The organism is Pantoea sp. B623 (assembly GCF_024814475.1).
In the GTDB taxonomy this organism is placed as follows: domain Bacteria; phylum Pseudomonadota; class Gammaproteobacteria; order Enterobacterales; family Enterobacteriaceae; genus Pantoea; species Pantoea ananatis.
This window is the reverse complement of sequence record NZ_JANUXM010000004.1, coordinates 2,472,498-2,486,700: the sequence shown is the minus strand read 5'-3', so window position 1 is coordinate 2,486,700 and position 14,203 is coordinate 2,472,498. Positions and strand designations below refer to the sequence as shown.

11 protein-coding genes and 1 rRNA gene are annotated in these 14,203 nt (G+C 53.2%); 3 read left to right on the top strand and 9 right to left on the bottom strand.

Annotated elements, in window-relative coordinates:
• Nucleotides 1–39 precede the first annotated feature (39 nt).
• A 16S ribosomal RNA gene (locus NXS97_RS13305) occupies nucleotides 40–1,581 on the bottom strand.
• A 539-nt stretch (nucleotides 1,582–2,120) separates the two neighbouring features.
• Here NXS97_RS13305 and mdtD point away from each other — a divergent pair.
• The gene (gene mdtD, locus NXS97_RS13300; RefSeq protein ID WP_013023912.1) at nucleotides 2,121–3,521 is read left to right on the top strand and encodes a multidrug transporter subunit MdtD; all 1,401 of its coding nucleotides are present in this window, start codon (nucleotides 2,121–2,123) and stop codon (nucleotides 3,519–3,521) included.
• Here mdtD and rbsR read toward each other — a convergent pair.
• From rbsR to NXS97_RS13265, 7 genes are all read right to left on the bottom strand, one after another.
• On the bottom strand, nucleotides 3,518–4,501 hold the full coding sequence (gene rbsR / locus NXS97_RS13295; RefSeq protein WP_014604728.1) for a ribose operon transcriptional repressor RbsR: 984 nt from the start codon (nucleotides 4,499–4,501) through the stop codon (nucleotides 3,518–3,520). The two genes, mdtD and rbsR, sit on opposite strands and share 4 nt — an antisense overlap.
• Nucleotides 4,502–4,514: 13 nt before the next feature.
• Entirely contained in the window at nucleotides 4,515–5,444 is a 930-nt protein-coding gene (gene rbsK / locus NXS97_RS13290; protein WP_014594922.1) for a ribokinase, read from the bottom strand.
• Nucleotides 5,445–5,505: 61 nt separating this feature from the next.
• Nucleotides 5,506–6,381 carry a ribose ABC transporter substrate-binding protein RbsB gene (gene rbsB, locus NXS97_RS13285; RefSeq protein WP_026020887.1) on the bottom strand — a complete coding sequence of 292 codons (876 nt, stop codon included), beginning with the start codon at nucleotides 6,379–6,381 and terminating at the stop codon, nucleotides 5,506–5,508.
• Between the two features lie 26 nt (nucleotides 6,382–6,407).
• Entirely contained in the window at nucleotides 6,408–7,379 is a 972-nt protein-coding gene (rbsC, locus tag NXS97_RS13280) for a ribose ABC transporter permease (protein ID WP_013023916.1), read from the bottom strand.
• On the bottom strand, nucleotides 7,376–8,884 hold the full coding sequence (gene rbsA, locus NXS97_RS13275) for a ribose ABC transporter ATP-binding protein RbsA (RefSeq protein ID WP_013023917.1): 1,509 nt from the start codon (nucleotides 8,882–8,884) through the stop codon (nucleotides 7,376–7,378). Before rbsA ends, rbsC begins: the two co-directional genes overlap by 4 nt.
• A gap of 7 nt (nucleotides 8,885–8,891) precedes the next feature.
• Complete coding sequence (gene rbsD / locus NXS97_RS13270) at nucleotides 8,892–9,311, bottom strand: D-ribose pyranase (RefSeq protein ID WP_013023919.1); 420 nt, start codon at nucleotides 9,309–9,311, stop codon at nucleotides 8,892–8,894.
• Nucleotides 9,312–9,493: 182 nt separating this feature from the next.
• Nucleotides 9,494–9,895: a YgiW/YdeI family stress tolerance OB fold protein gene (locus tag NXS97_RS13265; RefSeq protein WP_019104646.1), complete on the bottom strand. Its 402-nt coding sequence runs from the start codon at nucleotides 9,893–9,895 to the stop codon at nucleotides 9,494–9,496.
• Nucleotides 9,896–10,055: 160 nt separating this feature from the next.
• Between NXS97_RS13265 and qseB the strand changes: the two genes are divergently transcribed.
• Nucleotides 10,056–10,727: a quorum sensing response regulator transcription factor QseB gene (gene qseB / locus NXS97_RS13260; protein WP_013023921.1), complete on the top strand. Its 672-nt coding sequence runs from the start codon at nucleotides 10,056–10,058 to the stop codon at nucleotides 10,725–10,727.
• Nucleotides 10,715–12,055 carry a quorum sensing histidine kinase QseC gene (gene qseC, locus NXS97_RS13255; protein WP_024472043.1) on the top strand — a complete coding sequence of 447 codons (1,341 nt, stop codon included), beginning with the start codon at nucleotides 10,715–10,717 and terminating at the stop codon, nucleotides 12,053–12,055. The genes qseB and qseC overlap by 13 nt, the downstream gene beginning before the upstream one ends.
• Before the next feature lie 30 nt (nucleotides 12,056–12,085).
• On the opposite strand, the gene kup is transcribed toward qseC, so the two are convergent.
• A complete protein-coding gene (gene kup / locus NXS97_RS13250; RefSeq protein ID WP_014332974.1) occupies nucleotides 12,086–13,954 on the bottom strand; it encodes a low affinity potassium transporter Kup in 1,869 nt (622 codons plus the stop codon).
• Between the last annotated feature and the right edge of the window lie 249 nt (nucleotides 13,955–14,203).

The following is a 14,203-nucleotide window of genomic DNA, read 5'->3' as shown; positions in this document are numbered from 1 at the left end:
ACAATCTGTGTGAGCACTTCGCGGGAAGGTATCTTCAGGTAAGGAGGTGATCCAACCGCAGGTTCCCCTACGGTTACCTTGTTACGACTTCACCCCAGTCATGAATCACAAAGTGGTAAGCGCCCTCCCGAAGGTTAAGCTACCTACTTCTTTTGCAACCCACTCCCATGGTGTGACGGGCGGTGTGTACAAGGCCCGGGAACGTATTCACCGTGGCATTCTGATCCACGATTACTAGCGATTCCGACTTCACGGAGTCGAGTTGCAGACTCCGATCCGGACTACGACGCACTTTATGAGGTCCGCTTGCTCTCGCGAGGTCGCTTCTCTTTGTATGCGCCATTGTAGCACGTGTGTAGCCCTACTCGTAAGGGCCATGATGACTTGACGTCATCCCCACCTTCCTCCGGTTTATCACCGGCAGTCTCCTTTGAGTTCCCGACCGAATCGCTGGCAACAAAGGATAAGGGTTGCGCTCGTTGCGGGACTTAACCCAACATTTCACAACACGAGCTGACGACAGCCATGCAGCACCTGTCTCAGAGTTCCCGAAGGCACCAAAGCATCTCTGCTAAGTTCTCTGGATGTCAAGAGTAGGTAAGGTTCTTCGCGTTGCATCGAATTAAACCACATGCTCCACCGCTTGTGCGGGCCCCCGTCAATTCATTTGAGTTTTAACCTTGCGGCCGTACTCCCCAGGCGGTCGACTTAACGCGTTAGCTCCGGAAGCCACTCCTCAAGGGAACAACCTCCAAGTCGACATCGTTTACGGCGTGGACTACCAGGGTATCTAATCCTGTTTGCTCCCCACGCTTTCGCACCTGAGCGTCAGTCTTCGTCCAGGGGGCCGCCTTCGCCACCGGTATTCCTCCAGATCTCTACGCATTTCACCGCTACACCTGGAATTCTACCCCCCTCTACGAGACTCAAGCCTGCCAGTTTCAAATGCAGTTCCCAGGTTAAGCCCGGGGATTTCACATCTGACTTAACAGACCGCCTGCGTGCGCTTTACGCCCAGTAATTCCGATTAACGCTTGCACCCTCCGTATTACCGCGGCTGCTGGCACGGAGTTAGCCGGTGCTTCTTCTGCGGGTAACGTCAATCAATGCGGTTATTAACCACATCGCCTTCCTCCCCGCTGAAAGTACTTTACAACCCGAAGGCCTTCTTCATACACGCGGCATGGCTGCATCAGGCTTGCGCCCATTGTGCAATATTCCCCACTGCTGCCTCCCGTAGGAGTCTGGACCGTGTCTCAGTTCCAGTGTGGCTGGTCATCCTCTCAGACCAGCTAGGGATCGTCGCCTAGGTGGGCCGTTACCCCGCCTACTAGCTAATCCCATCTGGGTTCATCCGATAGTGAGAGGCCCGAAGGTCCCCCTCTTTGGTCTTGCGACGTTATGCGGTATTAGCCACCGTTTCCAGTGGTTATCCCCCTCTATCGGGCAGATCCCCAGACATTACTCACCCGTCCGCCACTCGTCACCCGAGGAGCAAGCTCCTCTGTGCTACCGTCCGACTTGCATGTGTTAGGCCTGCCGCCAGCGTTCAATCTGAGCCATGATCAAACTCTTCAATTTAAAGTTTGATTTGCTGAAACAAGTCCAGCGGTGCTCATCTGTAAAACGTCATAATGAATTTCATTATGTGTTCACTCGTGAGGCTTTGATATTTTTTACGTCCGGAGACGCTGATATCAATCCTGCGAGTGCCCACACAGATTGTCTGATAAATTGTTAAAGAGCAGTGCGAACAGCGGGTTAACCGTCTGTCGCGAGGTGGCGTATATTACGCTTTCCTCCTTCAGAGTCAACCTCTTTTTCAGAAGTTTTTCTCCGGCGGAAACTCCTGGGAGCCTCCTGCTGAACACCGCGTTACGTAAGCCGTTGTGCCGTGTCAGTGGAGGCGCATTATAGGGAGTTCTTTCTGAGTGACAAGCATTAATTATAAAAAAATGTCTGAGCGGTTTATTTTTAAACGAACGAGGTAAAAAGCACCACTTCCTGCCTAAACAACGCACGGAAATCACCACGTAGTCTCTGAAAGAGGCGTATTGTGCATTTCTGCCAATGCTATTCTTCTTCATTATCTTTGCTGAAAACATTACGAAGGACGCTCAATGATTAAATCCGCGCGCAGTATGGCCGGTCTGCCATGGATTGCCGCTATGGCATTCTTTATGCAGTCACTGGATGCCACGATATTGAACACAGCCCTGCCCGCGATCGCCACCAGTCTTGACCGTTCCCCGCTTGCCATGCAGTCCGCCGTCATCAGCTACACCTTAACCGTTGCCATGCTTATCCCCGTCAGCGGCTGGCTTGCAGATCGTTACGGCACACGCAAAATCTTCATGATTGCCGTTTCGCTCTTTACCCTTGGCTCGTTAGCCTGCGCCTTGTCGCCTTCTTTATCTGTTCTGGTTACCTCCCGTGTCATTCAGGGCGTTGGTGGTGCCATGATGATGCCGGTAGCGCGCCTGGCACTCTTGCGCGCCTATCCGCGCAGTGAACTCTTACCCATCCTTAACTTTGTGACGATGCCGGGGTTAGTGGGGCCGATCCTGGGGCCGCTGTTGGGCGGTGTAATGGTGACGTATGCCACCTGGCACTGGATATTCCTGATTAACATCCCTATTGGCATACTGGGCATATTCTATGCGCGTAAATATATGCCTGACTTTACTACCCCTAAACGCCGCTTCGACTTTCTGGGCTTTTTACTCTTCGGCATCGGGTTGGTGATGATCTCCACCGGGATAGAGCTGTTTGGTGAGCGTATCGTCTCGCCCTGGATTGCGGCCGGGGTATTGTGTGGCGGTGTTGTGTTATTGCTTCTTTATATTGCGCACGCCCGACGTCACCCCTCTCCCCTTATTAATCTGCCGATGTTTAAGACCCGCACCTTCTCGGTAGGTATCATTGGCAACATCGCCTCGCGGCTTGGTACAGGCTGTGTGCCGTTTTTGATGCCGCTGATGCTTCAGGTGGGTTTCGGTTACTCGGCTATTCTGGCGGGATGCATGATGGCGCCCACGGCCGTAGGATCTATTCTGGCAAAACAAAGCGTGACGCAGCTGCTGCGCTGGTTTGGTTATCGCCGCTTGCTGGTCAGCATTACGGTGATTATCGGGTTCATGATTGCCAGCTTTTCACTGCAGTCACCTTCTGAAAGCATCGCATTGTTATTGATACCGCTCTTTCTGCTGGGTATGGCGATGTCCACCCAGTTTACGGCGATGAATACCATTACGCTGGCTGATTTAGATGACGACAACGCCAGTGGCGGCAATAGCGTGCTAGCCGTGACACAACAACTGGCGATCAGTTTCGGTGTAGCGGTCAGCGCTGCTGTACTGCGTTTTTATCAGGAGTTTGATAGCACGACGGTAGAACAGTTCCATTCCACCTTCCTGACGATGGGCATCGTAACCGTGCTGTCGGCGCTAACATTTATGATGTTGCGCAATGGTGATGGACGTAACCTGATCAGCAATCGCGATAAAAAGAAAAAGGCTTAAACCGAGCCTCGCGGTACCAGCTCCGGCGTCAGTACCAGCGTTTGCTGGCTGACGTCGGGATTGCTCAGGCGGTGAATCAGCGTATCTATCGCCAGTTCGCCCAGTTCGTCTTTAGGTTGATGAATAGTACTCAGCGGCGGTGACATATAGCGAGCCAGTTCAATATCGTCATATCCCATCACCGCCATATCCTGTGGAATCTGCAGTCCGGCCTGATGCAATGCGTGATAAACGCCAACCGCCATCGCGTCGTTGCTGGTAAAAACAGCATGCGGCGGCGTTTCCAGCGCCAGCAATTCAAACATTGCGTTGTAGCCGCCTGAAAACTCAAAGTCGCCACTGACAACATATTCTGGCGGAACATGCAGACCGCTTTTCTGCATCGCCTGGTAATAACCTTCCAGTCGCATGCGTGCAGGTGTTTTATCAAGCGGCCCAGAAATACAGGCAATACGCGAGTAGCCACTGTCAATTAGGTGCTGCGTGGCCAGCTCTCCCCCTAACAACGCGTTATCCTGAATAATATCGCCATGGCCTTCAAAAGGTGCCCAGTCCATCATCACCGTTGGGATAGAAGGATAACGATTAAGGATTTCGGCCGAAGGCAGATGACTCTCGGTACACATGATAAGCAAGCCATCAACGCGCTTTTGCAGCAGCGTTTCCAGGCTACGATTCATGCGCGCTTCGTCGCCAGCGGTATTACAAAGAATCAGACTGTATCCCCGCTCATAGCAACTGTCTTCCACCCCACGCACGACTTCTGCATAAAAAGGGTTGCTACTGGCAGTCAGCAGCATGCCGATGGTATTGGTTTGGTTAAGCTTGAGGCTACGCGCTAATGCCGACGGCGCGTAGTTGAGTTCGCGGATCGCCTGTTCAATTTTTTCACGCACGCCGTCACTGACAAAACGGTTCTTGTTGATGACGTGTGAAACCGTTGAAGTTGAGACACCCGCCAGTCGGGCGACATCTTTCATCGTAGCCAAGCGCTTAACCCTGCTGCTGTAAAAAGTCGTCGATTTCCGCACGCCACGGTACAGAAGGCTGCGCACCTGAACGGGTTACCGCAATTGCCGCGGCGGCATGGGCAAAACGAACGGCATCATGCATGGCCTTACCTTCAAGGCGCGCAGTGATAAACGCACCGTTAAAGGTATCGCCAGCAGCAATGGTGTCGACCGCGTTGACCTCAAAGCCGGCAATACGTTGTCCCTTCCCATTTTCACTGAGCCAGACGCCACGGCGTCCCAGGGTGATCAAAACGGTAGCAATACCTTTTTCATGCAATGCGGCGGCGGCACGTGCTGCATCATCATCATTATTTACCGCAATACCGGTCAGAATTTCAGCTTCAGTTTCATTCGGCGTAATGATGTCGATAAGCGCTAACAAATCATCAGACAGTTTCGTTGCCGGAGCAGGATTTAAAATCACGCGGGTCTGATGCTGTCTGGCCAACGTCGCCGCAGCCAAAACGCTGTCCAGGGGCGATTCCAATTGCATCAGTAAGGCATCCGCCTGGGCAATGACCTGCTGGTGACGTTCAACATACTGCGGCGTCAATGCCGCGTTGGCGCCGGAATAGATGCCAATGTTATTTTCGCCTTCGCCATTCACGAAAATCATCGCCACACCCGTAGATTCACCCTCGACGGCTTCTACTGGATGCGTATCAATATTGTCCTGCGCGAGCTGCTGGCAAATACGTTCGCCAATGTCATCAGCGCCAACACAGGCTATAAAAGCGATATTCGCACCCGCACGACCCGCGGCAACCGCCTGATTCGCGCCTTTACCGCCAAACGCAATCTGGTATTTCTGCCCGATCACCGTTTCGCCAGGGCGGGGAAAATGAGCCAGATTAAGAATGTGGTCAGCATTAATGCTACCAAGAACGGCCAGTTTTGCGTTTTTGCTCATTGGAGGAGTCCAAAATAAGTGCGCCACCGACGGGTGGCGCAATGCCCTGCTTTTCTTTGATTTATTTGGTAACCAGTTTCAGATCGACCGGATTGACCGCCTGCACTTTTTCACCTTTCAGCACTTTATCAGCAGTCTGAACGCCGATCATGCCAATTTTCTCTGGCATCTGAGCCACGGTTGCGGCCAGCTTGCCACCTTCAACGGCTTTCACGCCATCAGGTGTGCCATCGAAACCGACGACCATCACATCGGTTTTACCTGCAGTTTGCAGTGCACGCAGCGCGCCCAGTGCCATTTCGTCATTCTGTGCAAACACCGCCTGAACATCCGGGTGCGCCTGCAGCAGGTTCTGCATAACGTTCAACCCCTTGGTACGATCAAAGTCTGCCGGCTGGCTGGCCAGGATCTGGAATTTATGTGCGTCAGCAGCCTGTTTAAAACCTTCGCCACGTTCACGCGCAGCAGAGGTCCCTGCGATGCCTTCTAACTCGATCACTTTCGCGTTATCACCCAGTTTACGTGCGATGTAGTCACCCGCCATCTTGCCGCCAAAGCGGTTATCAGATGCAACGTGACTGACTACCGTACCCTGTGCAGCTACGCGGTCCAGGGTGATCACCGGGATCTTCGCCTGGTTAGCCATTTTGATGGCGTTGCCGACAGCGTCAGAATCGGTCGGGTTAATCAACAGCACTTTCGTCCCGCGCACGGTTAAGTCCTGAACGTTAGCCAGTTCTTTTGCCGGGTTGTTCTGTGAATCCAGCACGACCAGGTTGTAGCCCAGTTTATCGGCTTCTTTCTGTGCGCCGTCTTTCAGTGAAACGAAGAACGGGTTGTTCAGCGTAGAGATAACTAAGGCAATGGTATCTTTAGCCATTGCGCTGGCGCTGAGCGTTGCACCAAGGATCACAGCTAATGCAGTTAACTTTTTCATCATTTTATCCTGTATTAAGGTCTGAGTTATTTGCTGCTTTTATTGTCCACCAGCACCGCCAGCAGAATGACTACCGCTTTTACGATCATCTGGTAATACGACGATACACCCATCAGATTTAAACCATTGTTCAAAAAGCCAAGGATTAATGCGCCAATTAAGGTGCCAACAATCCGGCCCTTACCTCCGGCCAGGCTGGTACCGCCTAATACAACGGCGGCAATCGCATCCAGTTCATAGCCTGTTCCGGCTGTCGGCTGCGCGGACGAAAGACGGGCGACTTCGATAGAACCCGCCAGCGCCGCCAGCATGCCAGACAGCGAATAAACAATGACTTTGACCCGATTGACGTTGATACCGGAGAGACGTGTTGCGGCTTCATTCCCCCCCAGTGCATAGATGTAGCGGCCCAACCGCGTGTGGTGCAGCATGTACCAGGCCGCCACGAACACCAGCACCATCAGCCATACGGGTGTAGGAATCCCCAACGGACGACCAATACCAAACCAGCCGAACAGATCGGCATTGTCATTAAAGCCGGTATTCACAGGGCTGCCGTTGGTATAAACCATGGTGACACCGCGCAGTAACAGCATCATCACCAGCGTGGCGATAAAAGCCTGCACCTTACCGCGCGCGACAATGGTACCGGTCACCGCGCCAATGGCTGCGCCCAGCGCCAGCGAGGCCGCAACCGCAACAAAGGCATTCACCTCCATTCCCACCAGCGATGCCGCCACCGCACCTGTGAGCGCCAGTAGCGATCCCACAGAGAGATCGATACCTGACGTCAGAATAACCAGCGTCATGCCCACCGCCATAATGGCGTTGACCGATGTCTGCTGCAAAATGTTGAACAGGTTTGCCACGGTAAAGAAATTAGGGCTCTGGCTGGCGACCACGGCAATCAACACAATCAGCGCAATCAGCGACTTTTGCTCAAGCAGCCAGGCTTTGCTGAACCAGCGACGGTTAGACGGAACGGTTTGGGTGGTCATACAACTAAATCCTCACTGTGTTGCTTACCAACGGCTGCGGCCATCAGGCTTTCCTGGGTAGCGTCTTCACGGGTAAATTCGCCGCTTAAACGGCCTTCATGCATCACGACAATACGGTCACTCATGCCCAGAACTTCTGGCATTTCCGACGACACCAAAATAATGCTCAGCCCTTCTGCCTTAAACTGGTTAATGAGCTGATAGATCTCTTTTTTTGCCCCCACGTCAACACCGCGCGTCGGTTCATCGAGAATCAACACGTTGGGGCGCGTCATTAATCCGCGGGCAATCGCGACTTTCTGTTGATTACCGCCGGATAGCAGGCCAATCGGCTGCTCCATTGACGGGGTTTTAACGTTAAACAGACGGATAAAATCGCTGACGGCGAGCTGCTCTTCAGCGTGCCTGAGCCTGCCGCCCAGGTGACTGAAGTAGCGCAGTGCGGTCAAAGACATGTTCTCTTTGACTGACATGCCCAGCACCAGGCCATCGCGCTTACGGTCTTCCGAGATATACACGATGCCATTGGCAAGGCCATCCTGCGGTGAGCGGGTCACCACTTCACGTCCACTCAGCCAGATCTGCCCGGCGCTGCGGGGCGCAGCACCGTAGAGGATTTTCATCAGTTCGGTGCGCCCAGCGCCCATCAGGCCAGACACGCCAAGAATTTCACCTTTGCGCAGGGTAAACGAGACGTTATCGACGCCAGGCCCGCTGAGGTTTTCGACTTTAAGGCGCACGTCGCCAGGCGCCTCGTCCAGATGGGGATATTGATCTTCCAGCTTACGGCCCACCATCATCTCAATGAGGCTTTCTTCGCTCAGATCGCTGACGGCACGCTCAGCAATAAACTGACCATCACGGAACACCGTGACATCATCGCAAATCTCAAAAATCTCTTTCATGCGATGGGAGATATAGACGATGCCGCATCCCTGTGCTTTCAGCTCGTTGATAACGCGGAATAACGACAGGGTTTCGGTATCGGTCAGCGCGTCGGTCGGCTCATCCATAATGATGACTTTCGACTCAAAGCTCAGCACTTTAGCGATCTCGACCATTTGCTGATCGCCGATGGATAAATCGCCCACCAGTTTGTGGCTGTTAAAACGTAAATTCAGGCGCTTTAGCAGCGCGTCAGCTTCGGCATACATCCGTTTCCAGTTGATGCAGCCCAGGCCATTAACGAATTCGCGGCCAAGAAAAATGTTTTCCGCGACGGTTAACTGGGGGATCAGGTTAAGTTCCTGATGGATAATACCAATGCCCGCTTCCTGAGAAGCCTTGGGGCCGCTAAACGTCGTTTCTTCACCCAGCCACAACAGTGAACCGGCATCACGACTGTAAATGCCGGTAAGCACTTTCATCATGGTCGATTTGCCCGCGCCGTTTTCCCCCACCAGCGCCATAACGCGTCCCGGCCAGACTGACAACGATGCGCCATTCAGTGCTTTGACGCCCGGAAATGATTTTTCGATGCCTTTAAGCTGCAGTAACGGTTGCATAATGGCCTCAGAAGGTCACACCTGCACTCAGGATGACATTCGCAAACGGAGAACACTCTCCGCTGCGAACGACCGCCTGACTACGCTGTGTTTGTTGTTTGAACTGTTCGTGACTGATGTAGTGGATACTAATGGTATTTCCCTGGTGCTGTTGCAATGCGTCGAGCACGGCGATCAGTTCGCTGTGGAGCTGCGGATTATGCTGCTTAATTTCTTCCGCGATAAAGGCGCTTTCCACCTGCATCTCATGCGTTACCGCTTCAACCACCTGCATAAATCCTGGCGTACCCGGTATCAGTGCCAGATCGATACGCTGCGTTTCTGCCGGAATCGGCAACCCCGCATCGGCGATCGTCAATGTATCCGTATGGCCCAGGCGGGCGATGACGTAAGAGAGTTCAGCGTTTAACAGGCGACCTTTTTTCATTTTTCCACTCCAGAGCGAAACGTTTCGCTTTCAGGAGTGTATTAAATGAAGGTTACAATTCAACCACTGAATAAGAAATTTGTGATCGCTATCGAAACGTTTCGCTGTTGCAGACCAGAATTTGAGTTAGGGGGCAATCAGAAGGGAAAAATGGACCGCCTGGGCGGTCCATTGGGGCAGAATCAGGGCAACTTTTTGACCTGTTTGACGTCCAGCTCAATGCTGTTGAAATCTTTGTCCAGTTCCCCGGTCAGTTCAACACGGTCTTTGGGTGAAACGGTCAGCCCATTCCAGCGCTTATGATCGATTTCTACTTTCATCGTGCCGGTCTGATCACGGAACACGTAGTCTTCGTCACCAATCTGCTTTTCAAGCTGGCCACGAACGGTAATCCAGCTGTCATCTTTCATCTCTTCAGCCTGTTTCACCGTTACAACACTGCTTTGATCGGTTTTGAAACCGCCCTGCTGCTGATGTGCGGCCGGCGCTGGCGCATTTGGATCAACAAATCCGCCTTGTTGTGCAGCAAAGACCGGCGCGGAAGCCAGCATGGTTACGGCTAATAGTGCAGCATACTTTTTCATTTTGTCACCTCTTGTCCATGAAGCAGTTAGGGTAGTGACTGTAGTAAAACATAGAGTTCTTAACAGGATCTTAAGGCAAAAATAAACGCAGTTTTTAGCCAAACTCACTGTACAACCCCCATTCGCCTTCGTATAAATCGCTTACTAAAAGGGAGAAGCGATGCGAATTTTACTGATTGAAGACGACCGCCTGATTGGAGACGGCATTAAAGCGGGACTCAGTAAGCTGGGATTCAGCGTTGACTGGTTTGTCTCTGGCGAGGCCGGTTTTCAGGCATTAACGGCGGCGCCGTGGGATGCGGTCGTACTCGATTTATCACTGCCTGAGCGTGACGGGCTGGACATATTGCGTCAATGGCGTCAGCAGGGGCACGATGTCCCGGTTCTTATCCTTACCGCCCGCGATGCGCTTGATCAACGCGTTGAAGGATTACAGATGGGGGCTGACGATTACCTGTGCAAACCCTTTGCCCTTACAGAAGTTGCCGCACGCTTACAGGCACTGATTCGCCGCCGCCACGGGCAACTCCAGCCCGAACTGCGTCATGGCGATGTAGTGTTGATTCCCGGTAATCTCTGCGTGGAAAGAAACGGCGAAAATATCGCGTTAAAAAGCCGTGAGCTGGCCCTGCTTGAGCTGTTTATGCGAAATCCGGATCGGGTACTGACGCGAAGCCAGCTTGAAGAAAAGCTCTATACCTGGGATACCGAAGTGTCGAGCAATGCGGTAGAAGTGCATATCCATCATCTGCGTAAAAAACTCGGTAACCGCTTTATCCGCACCATCCACGGCGTGGGCTATACGCTGGGGGAAAGCGAATGCGATCGATGAGTTTGTTTTTACGCCTTGGCATTGGCCTGGTGCTGATACTGGGCATTTGTTGGGGAGCGGCCACGCTCAGCGCCTGGTATAAAACACGTGACACCGTTAACGAGCTGTTTGATACGCAACAGATGCTGCTTGCTAAGCGCCTGCTGACCCTGGACTTCACGACGCTGAACGGCACGTCGCTGCCAAAAACGAAAAAGTTGCTGGATCACAATCGTGGCGAACAGGACGATGACGCGCTGGCTTTCGCGGTATTTGACCGGGAGGGAAAACAGGTCCTCAACGACGGTGATAATGGCAAAGATCTGCCCTTTAATGCGGATCATCAAGGTTTCCAGGATGGCCAGCTTAACGGGGATGACGATCTCTGGCGTTTTGTCTGGCTGACTACGCCCGATCAACGTTACCGCGTCGTGGTAGGTCAGGAATGGGAATACCGTGACGATATGGCAAAAGATCTGGTCGATGCCAGCATGTTGCCCTGGCTGATCTCATTACCTTTTATGCTGCTGATGTTAACGGGCCTGGTGTGGTATGAACTTCGTCCGCTGAAGAAACTCAGCCACCAGCTTGCCGGGCGGGCACCTGACGATGATGCGCCCTTGCAGGCCGATCGCGTTCCCAAAGAGGTACGACCGTTAATTGACGCCCTGAACGGCCTGTTCAGCCGCATTCATACCATGATGCAGCGGGAACGCCGTTTTACGTCGGATGCCGCACACGAATTACGCAGCCCGCTCGCCGCACTGCGGGTGCAAAGCGAGGTCATTCAACTGGCCGCCGATGACGAGGCGATGCGCACTCACGCGCTGCAACAGCTGGATGCGGGTATTACCCGCGCCACTCGTCTGGTTGATCAGCTGCTTACCCTTTCCCGCATTGAAGCCGAGGATGTTCGCAATACGTTCCAGCCCGTCATGTTAAAAAAGGTGGCACAGGACACGCTGGCTTCACAGCTGCCACTGGCAGATAAGGCTGACATTACGTTGCGCCTTAACGCTGAAGCCGATCCGGTTATTTCGGGACACGCGTTGCTGCTGTCGCTGCTGATCAGAAACCTGTTGGATAACGCTATCCGCTATACACCGCCGGGCAGCCGCGTTGACATCGTGCTCAGCCCGAATACGTTGCGGGTGGAGGATAACGGAAACAGTCTATCGGCAGCCGAGTTGCAGCGTTTAGGCGAACGTTTCTGGCGTCCGCCGGGGCAGGAGAAAAGCGGCAGTGGGCTGGGTTTATCGATCGTACGCAATATTGCCCAGTTGCACGGTATGTCGCTGCACTTCAGTCAACATCCCGGCGGCGGATTGTGCGTCACGCTGCACTGGTGAAACGCTGTGCCTGACAGGCAGGCACAGCGTTTAAATCTCGACCTGCGTTCCCAGCTCGATAACCCGATTCGGCGGGATCTCAAACTGATCGGGCGCACGCAGCGCATTGCGTTGTAACGTCATAAACAGCTTGCCGCGCAGACGCAAATACCAGGGGCGTTTTCCAATGATCAGCGACTCATGGGACATAAAGAAAGAGGTCTCCATCATGCGGCAGTTAAGTCCTTCCAGGCCACAGCGGTGGAAAATCTCTTCAACGTTCGGCGTTTCACGCCAGCCGTAACTGGCTACCACGCGCCAGAAGGTGGGCGACAACTGCTCAATGGTGACGCGCCTGACGTTGTGTACGTATGGCGCATCTTCGGTACGCAGCGTTAACAGCACGACGCGCTCATGCAGCACCTTGTTGTGCTTAAGATTATGCAACATGGCAAAAGGAATCACGTTCAGCGCGCGAGACATGTAAACCGCAGTGCCGGGTACGCGAACAGGCGGTGACTTTTCCAGAGAAGCAATCATTGCTTCCAGGGAATTGCCGTGCTCATGCATGCGGCGCAGCAACCGAAAGCGTTCACTCTTCCAGGTTGTCATCACAATAAACATCATCAGCGCCAGCGTCAGGGGCAGCCAGCCGCCGGAGAAAATTTTAATCAGGTTGGCCGAGAACAGCGACACATCAATGCACAGCATCGCCACTAAAATCAGCCCCACCAGATAACGATTCCAGTGCCAGTTCAGTATCGCCACGGTCGCACACAGAATGGATGTCAGCACCATGGTGCCCGTGACCGCAATCCCGTAAGCCGCAGCCAGGTTACTCGAATGCTCAAAGCCGATGATGACAATCACGACAGAGAAATAAAGCAGCCAGTTAATCACGGGGATGTAGATCTGCCCCGACTCTTTTTCCGATGTATGGACGATGCGCATTGGCGGCAAATAACCCAGACGTACCGCCTGTCGGGTTAATGAGAAGACCCCGGAAATCACCGCCTGTGAAGCAATAACGGTGGCTAAGGTCGCCAGAATCAGCATGGGGATCAGCGCCCAGTCGGGGGCCAACAGGAAGAACGGGTTTTTAATCGCTTCCGGCTGCTTCAGTAACAGCGCGCCCTGTCCAAAGTAGTTGAGCACCAGCGAAGGCAGCACCACCACAAACCATGCCAGCCGGATAGGGAATTTACCAAAGTGCCCCATGTCCGCATACAGCGCTTCGACGCCTGTAATTGCGAGCACCACCGCGCCGAGCGCAAAGAAGGAGACAGACTTGTATTCGACAAAAAAGTGCAGCGCCCAGTAAGGATTGAGCGCCTGCAATACTTCGGGATTATTGAGAATGCTGCGCGCACCCAACACGGCCAGGACAATAAACCACAACAGCATGACGGGCGCGAAGAGTTTACCCACGATGCCGGTCCCGTGTTTTTGAATGACAAACAACAGTGTCAGGACGGCGATGGCCATGGGCACGATGTAGCTATCGAGACTTGGCGCCGCAATTTCCAGACCTTCAATCGCCGACAGGACAGAAACCGCCGGGGTGATCACCACCTCGCCGTAGAAAAAACTGCCGCCAATCAGCCCCATAATCACCAGAATTGCGGTGGCTCGCCCGCCCGTATGTCGCCCCGCCAGGGACATCAGCGTCAAGATGCCGCCTTCTCCGGCATTGTCTGCGCGCATGACGTAGCTGATATATTTCAGCGATACCACCAGCACCAGCAGCCAGAAAATCAGCGAAAGAAAGCCAAAGACCGCATCCCGCTCCACGCCAAAGCCAAACTGCCCCGAAAGACATTCGCGTAAGGTATAAAGCGGGCTGGTGCCGATATCCCCGTAGACGACACCAATGGCAGCCAGCGTTAATCCGCCTAGTGAGTGCTTATTATCCGAGCTCATAAAATTATCTTTTGTTGGAGTCTGAGAGGCGCACAAGCCATCAAAAAGCGCACAGTATGCACGTATTCACAAAAATTCCTACATCGCCGTCCGGGTAACCGATGGTCATTCACTGTTTTTTGGTGCTGCATTAACATTTAAAGTCGCGCTGTCGAACCTTCTGAAACAAAAAAGCTGACATCGATTAACGCTTTCGCGCATCATACCCTATAGAGTATTGCGTTCGCTAAAACGCGGCGGCTCGACGAT

Excerpts from the sequence above, each read along its gene's own strand:
- qseC (WP_024472043.1), top strand. The coding sequence starts at position 10,715 with ATGCGATCGATGAGTTTGTTTTTACGCCTTGGCATTGGCCTGGTGCTG.
- rbsD (WP_013023919.1), bottom strand. The coding sequence starts at position 9,311 with ATGAAAAAAGGTCGCCTGTTAAACGCTGAACTCTCTTACGTCATCGCC.
- rbsK (WP_014594922.1), bottom strand. The coding sequence starts at position 5,444 with ATGAGCAAAAACGCAAAACTGGCCGTTCTTGGTAGCATTAATGCTGAC.
- NXS97_RS13265 (WP_019104646.1), bottom strand. The coding sequence starts at position 9,895 with ATGAAAAAGTATGCTGCACTATTAGCCGTAACCATGCTGGCTTCCGCG.
- rbsA (WP_013023917.1), bottom strand. The coding sequence starts at position 8,884 with ATGCAACCGTTACTGCAGCTTAAAGGCATCGAAAAATCATTTCCGGGC.
- kup (WP_014332974.1), bottom strand. The coding sequence starts at position 13,954 with ATGAGCTCGGATAATAAGCACTCACTAGGCGGATTAACGCTGGCTGCC.
- mdtD (WP_013023912.1), top strand. The coding sequence starts at position 2,121 with ATGATTAAATCCGCGCGCAGTATGGCCGGTCTGCCATGGATTGCCGCT.
- rbsB (WP_026020887.1), bottom strand. The coding sequence starts at position 6,381 with ATGAAAAAGTTAACTGCATTAGCTGTGATCCTTGGTGCAACGCTCAGC.
- rbsC (WP_013023916.1), bottom strand. The coding sequence starts at position 7,379 with ATGACCACCCAAACCGTTCCGTCTAACCGTCGCTGGTTCAGCAAAGCC.
- qseB (WP_013023921.1), top strand. The coding sequence starts at position 10,056 with ATGCGAATTTTACTGATTGAAGACGACCGCCTGATTGGAGACGGCATT.
- rbsR (WP_014604728.1), bottom strand. The coding sequence starts at position 4,501 with ATGAAAGATGTCGCCCGACTGGCGGGTGTCTCAACTTCAACGGTTTCA.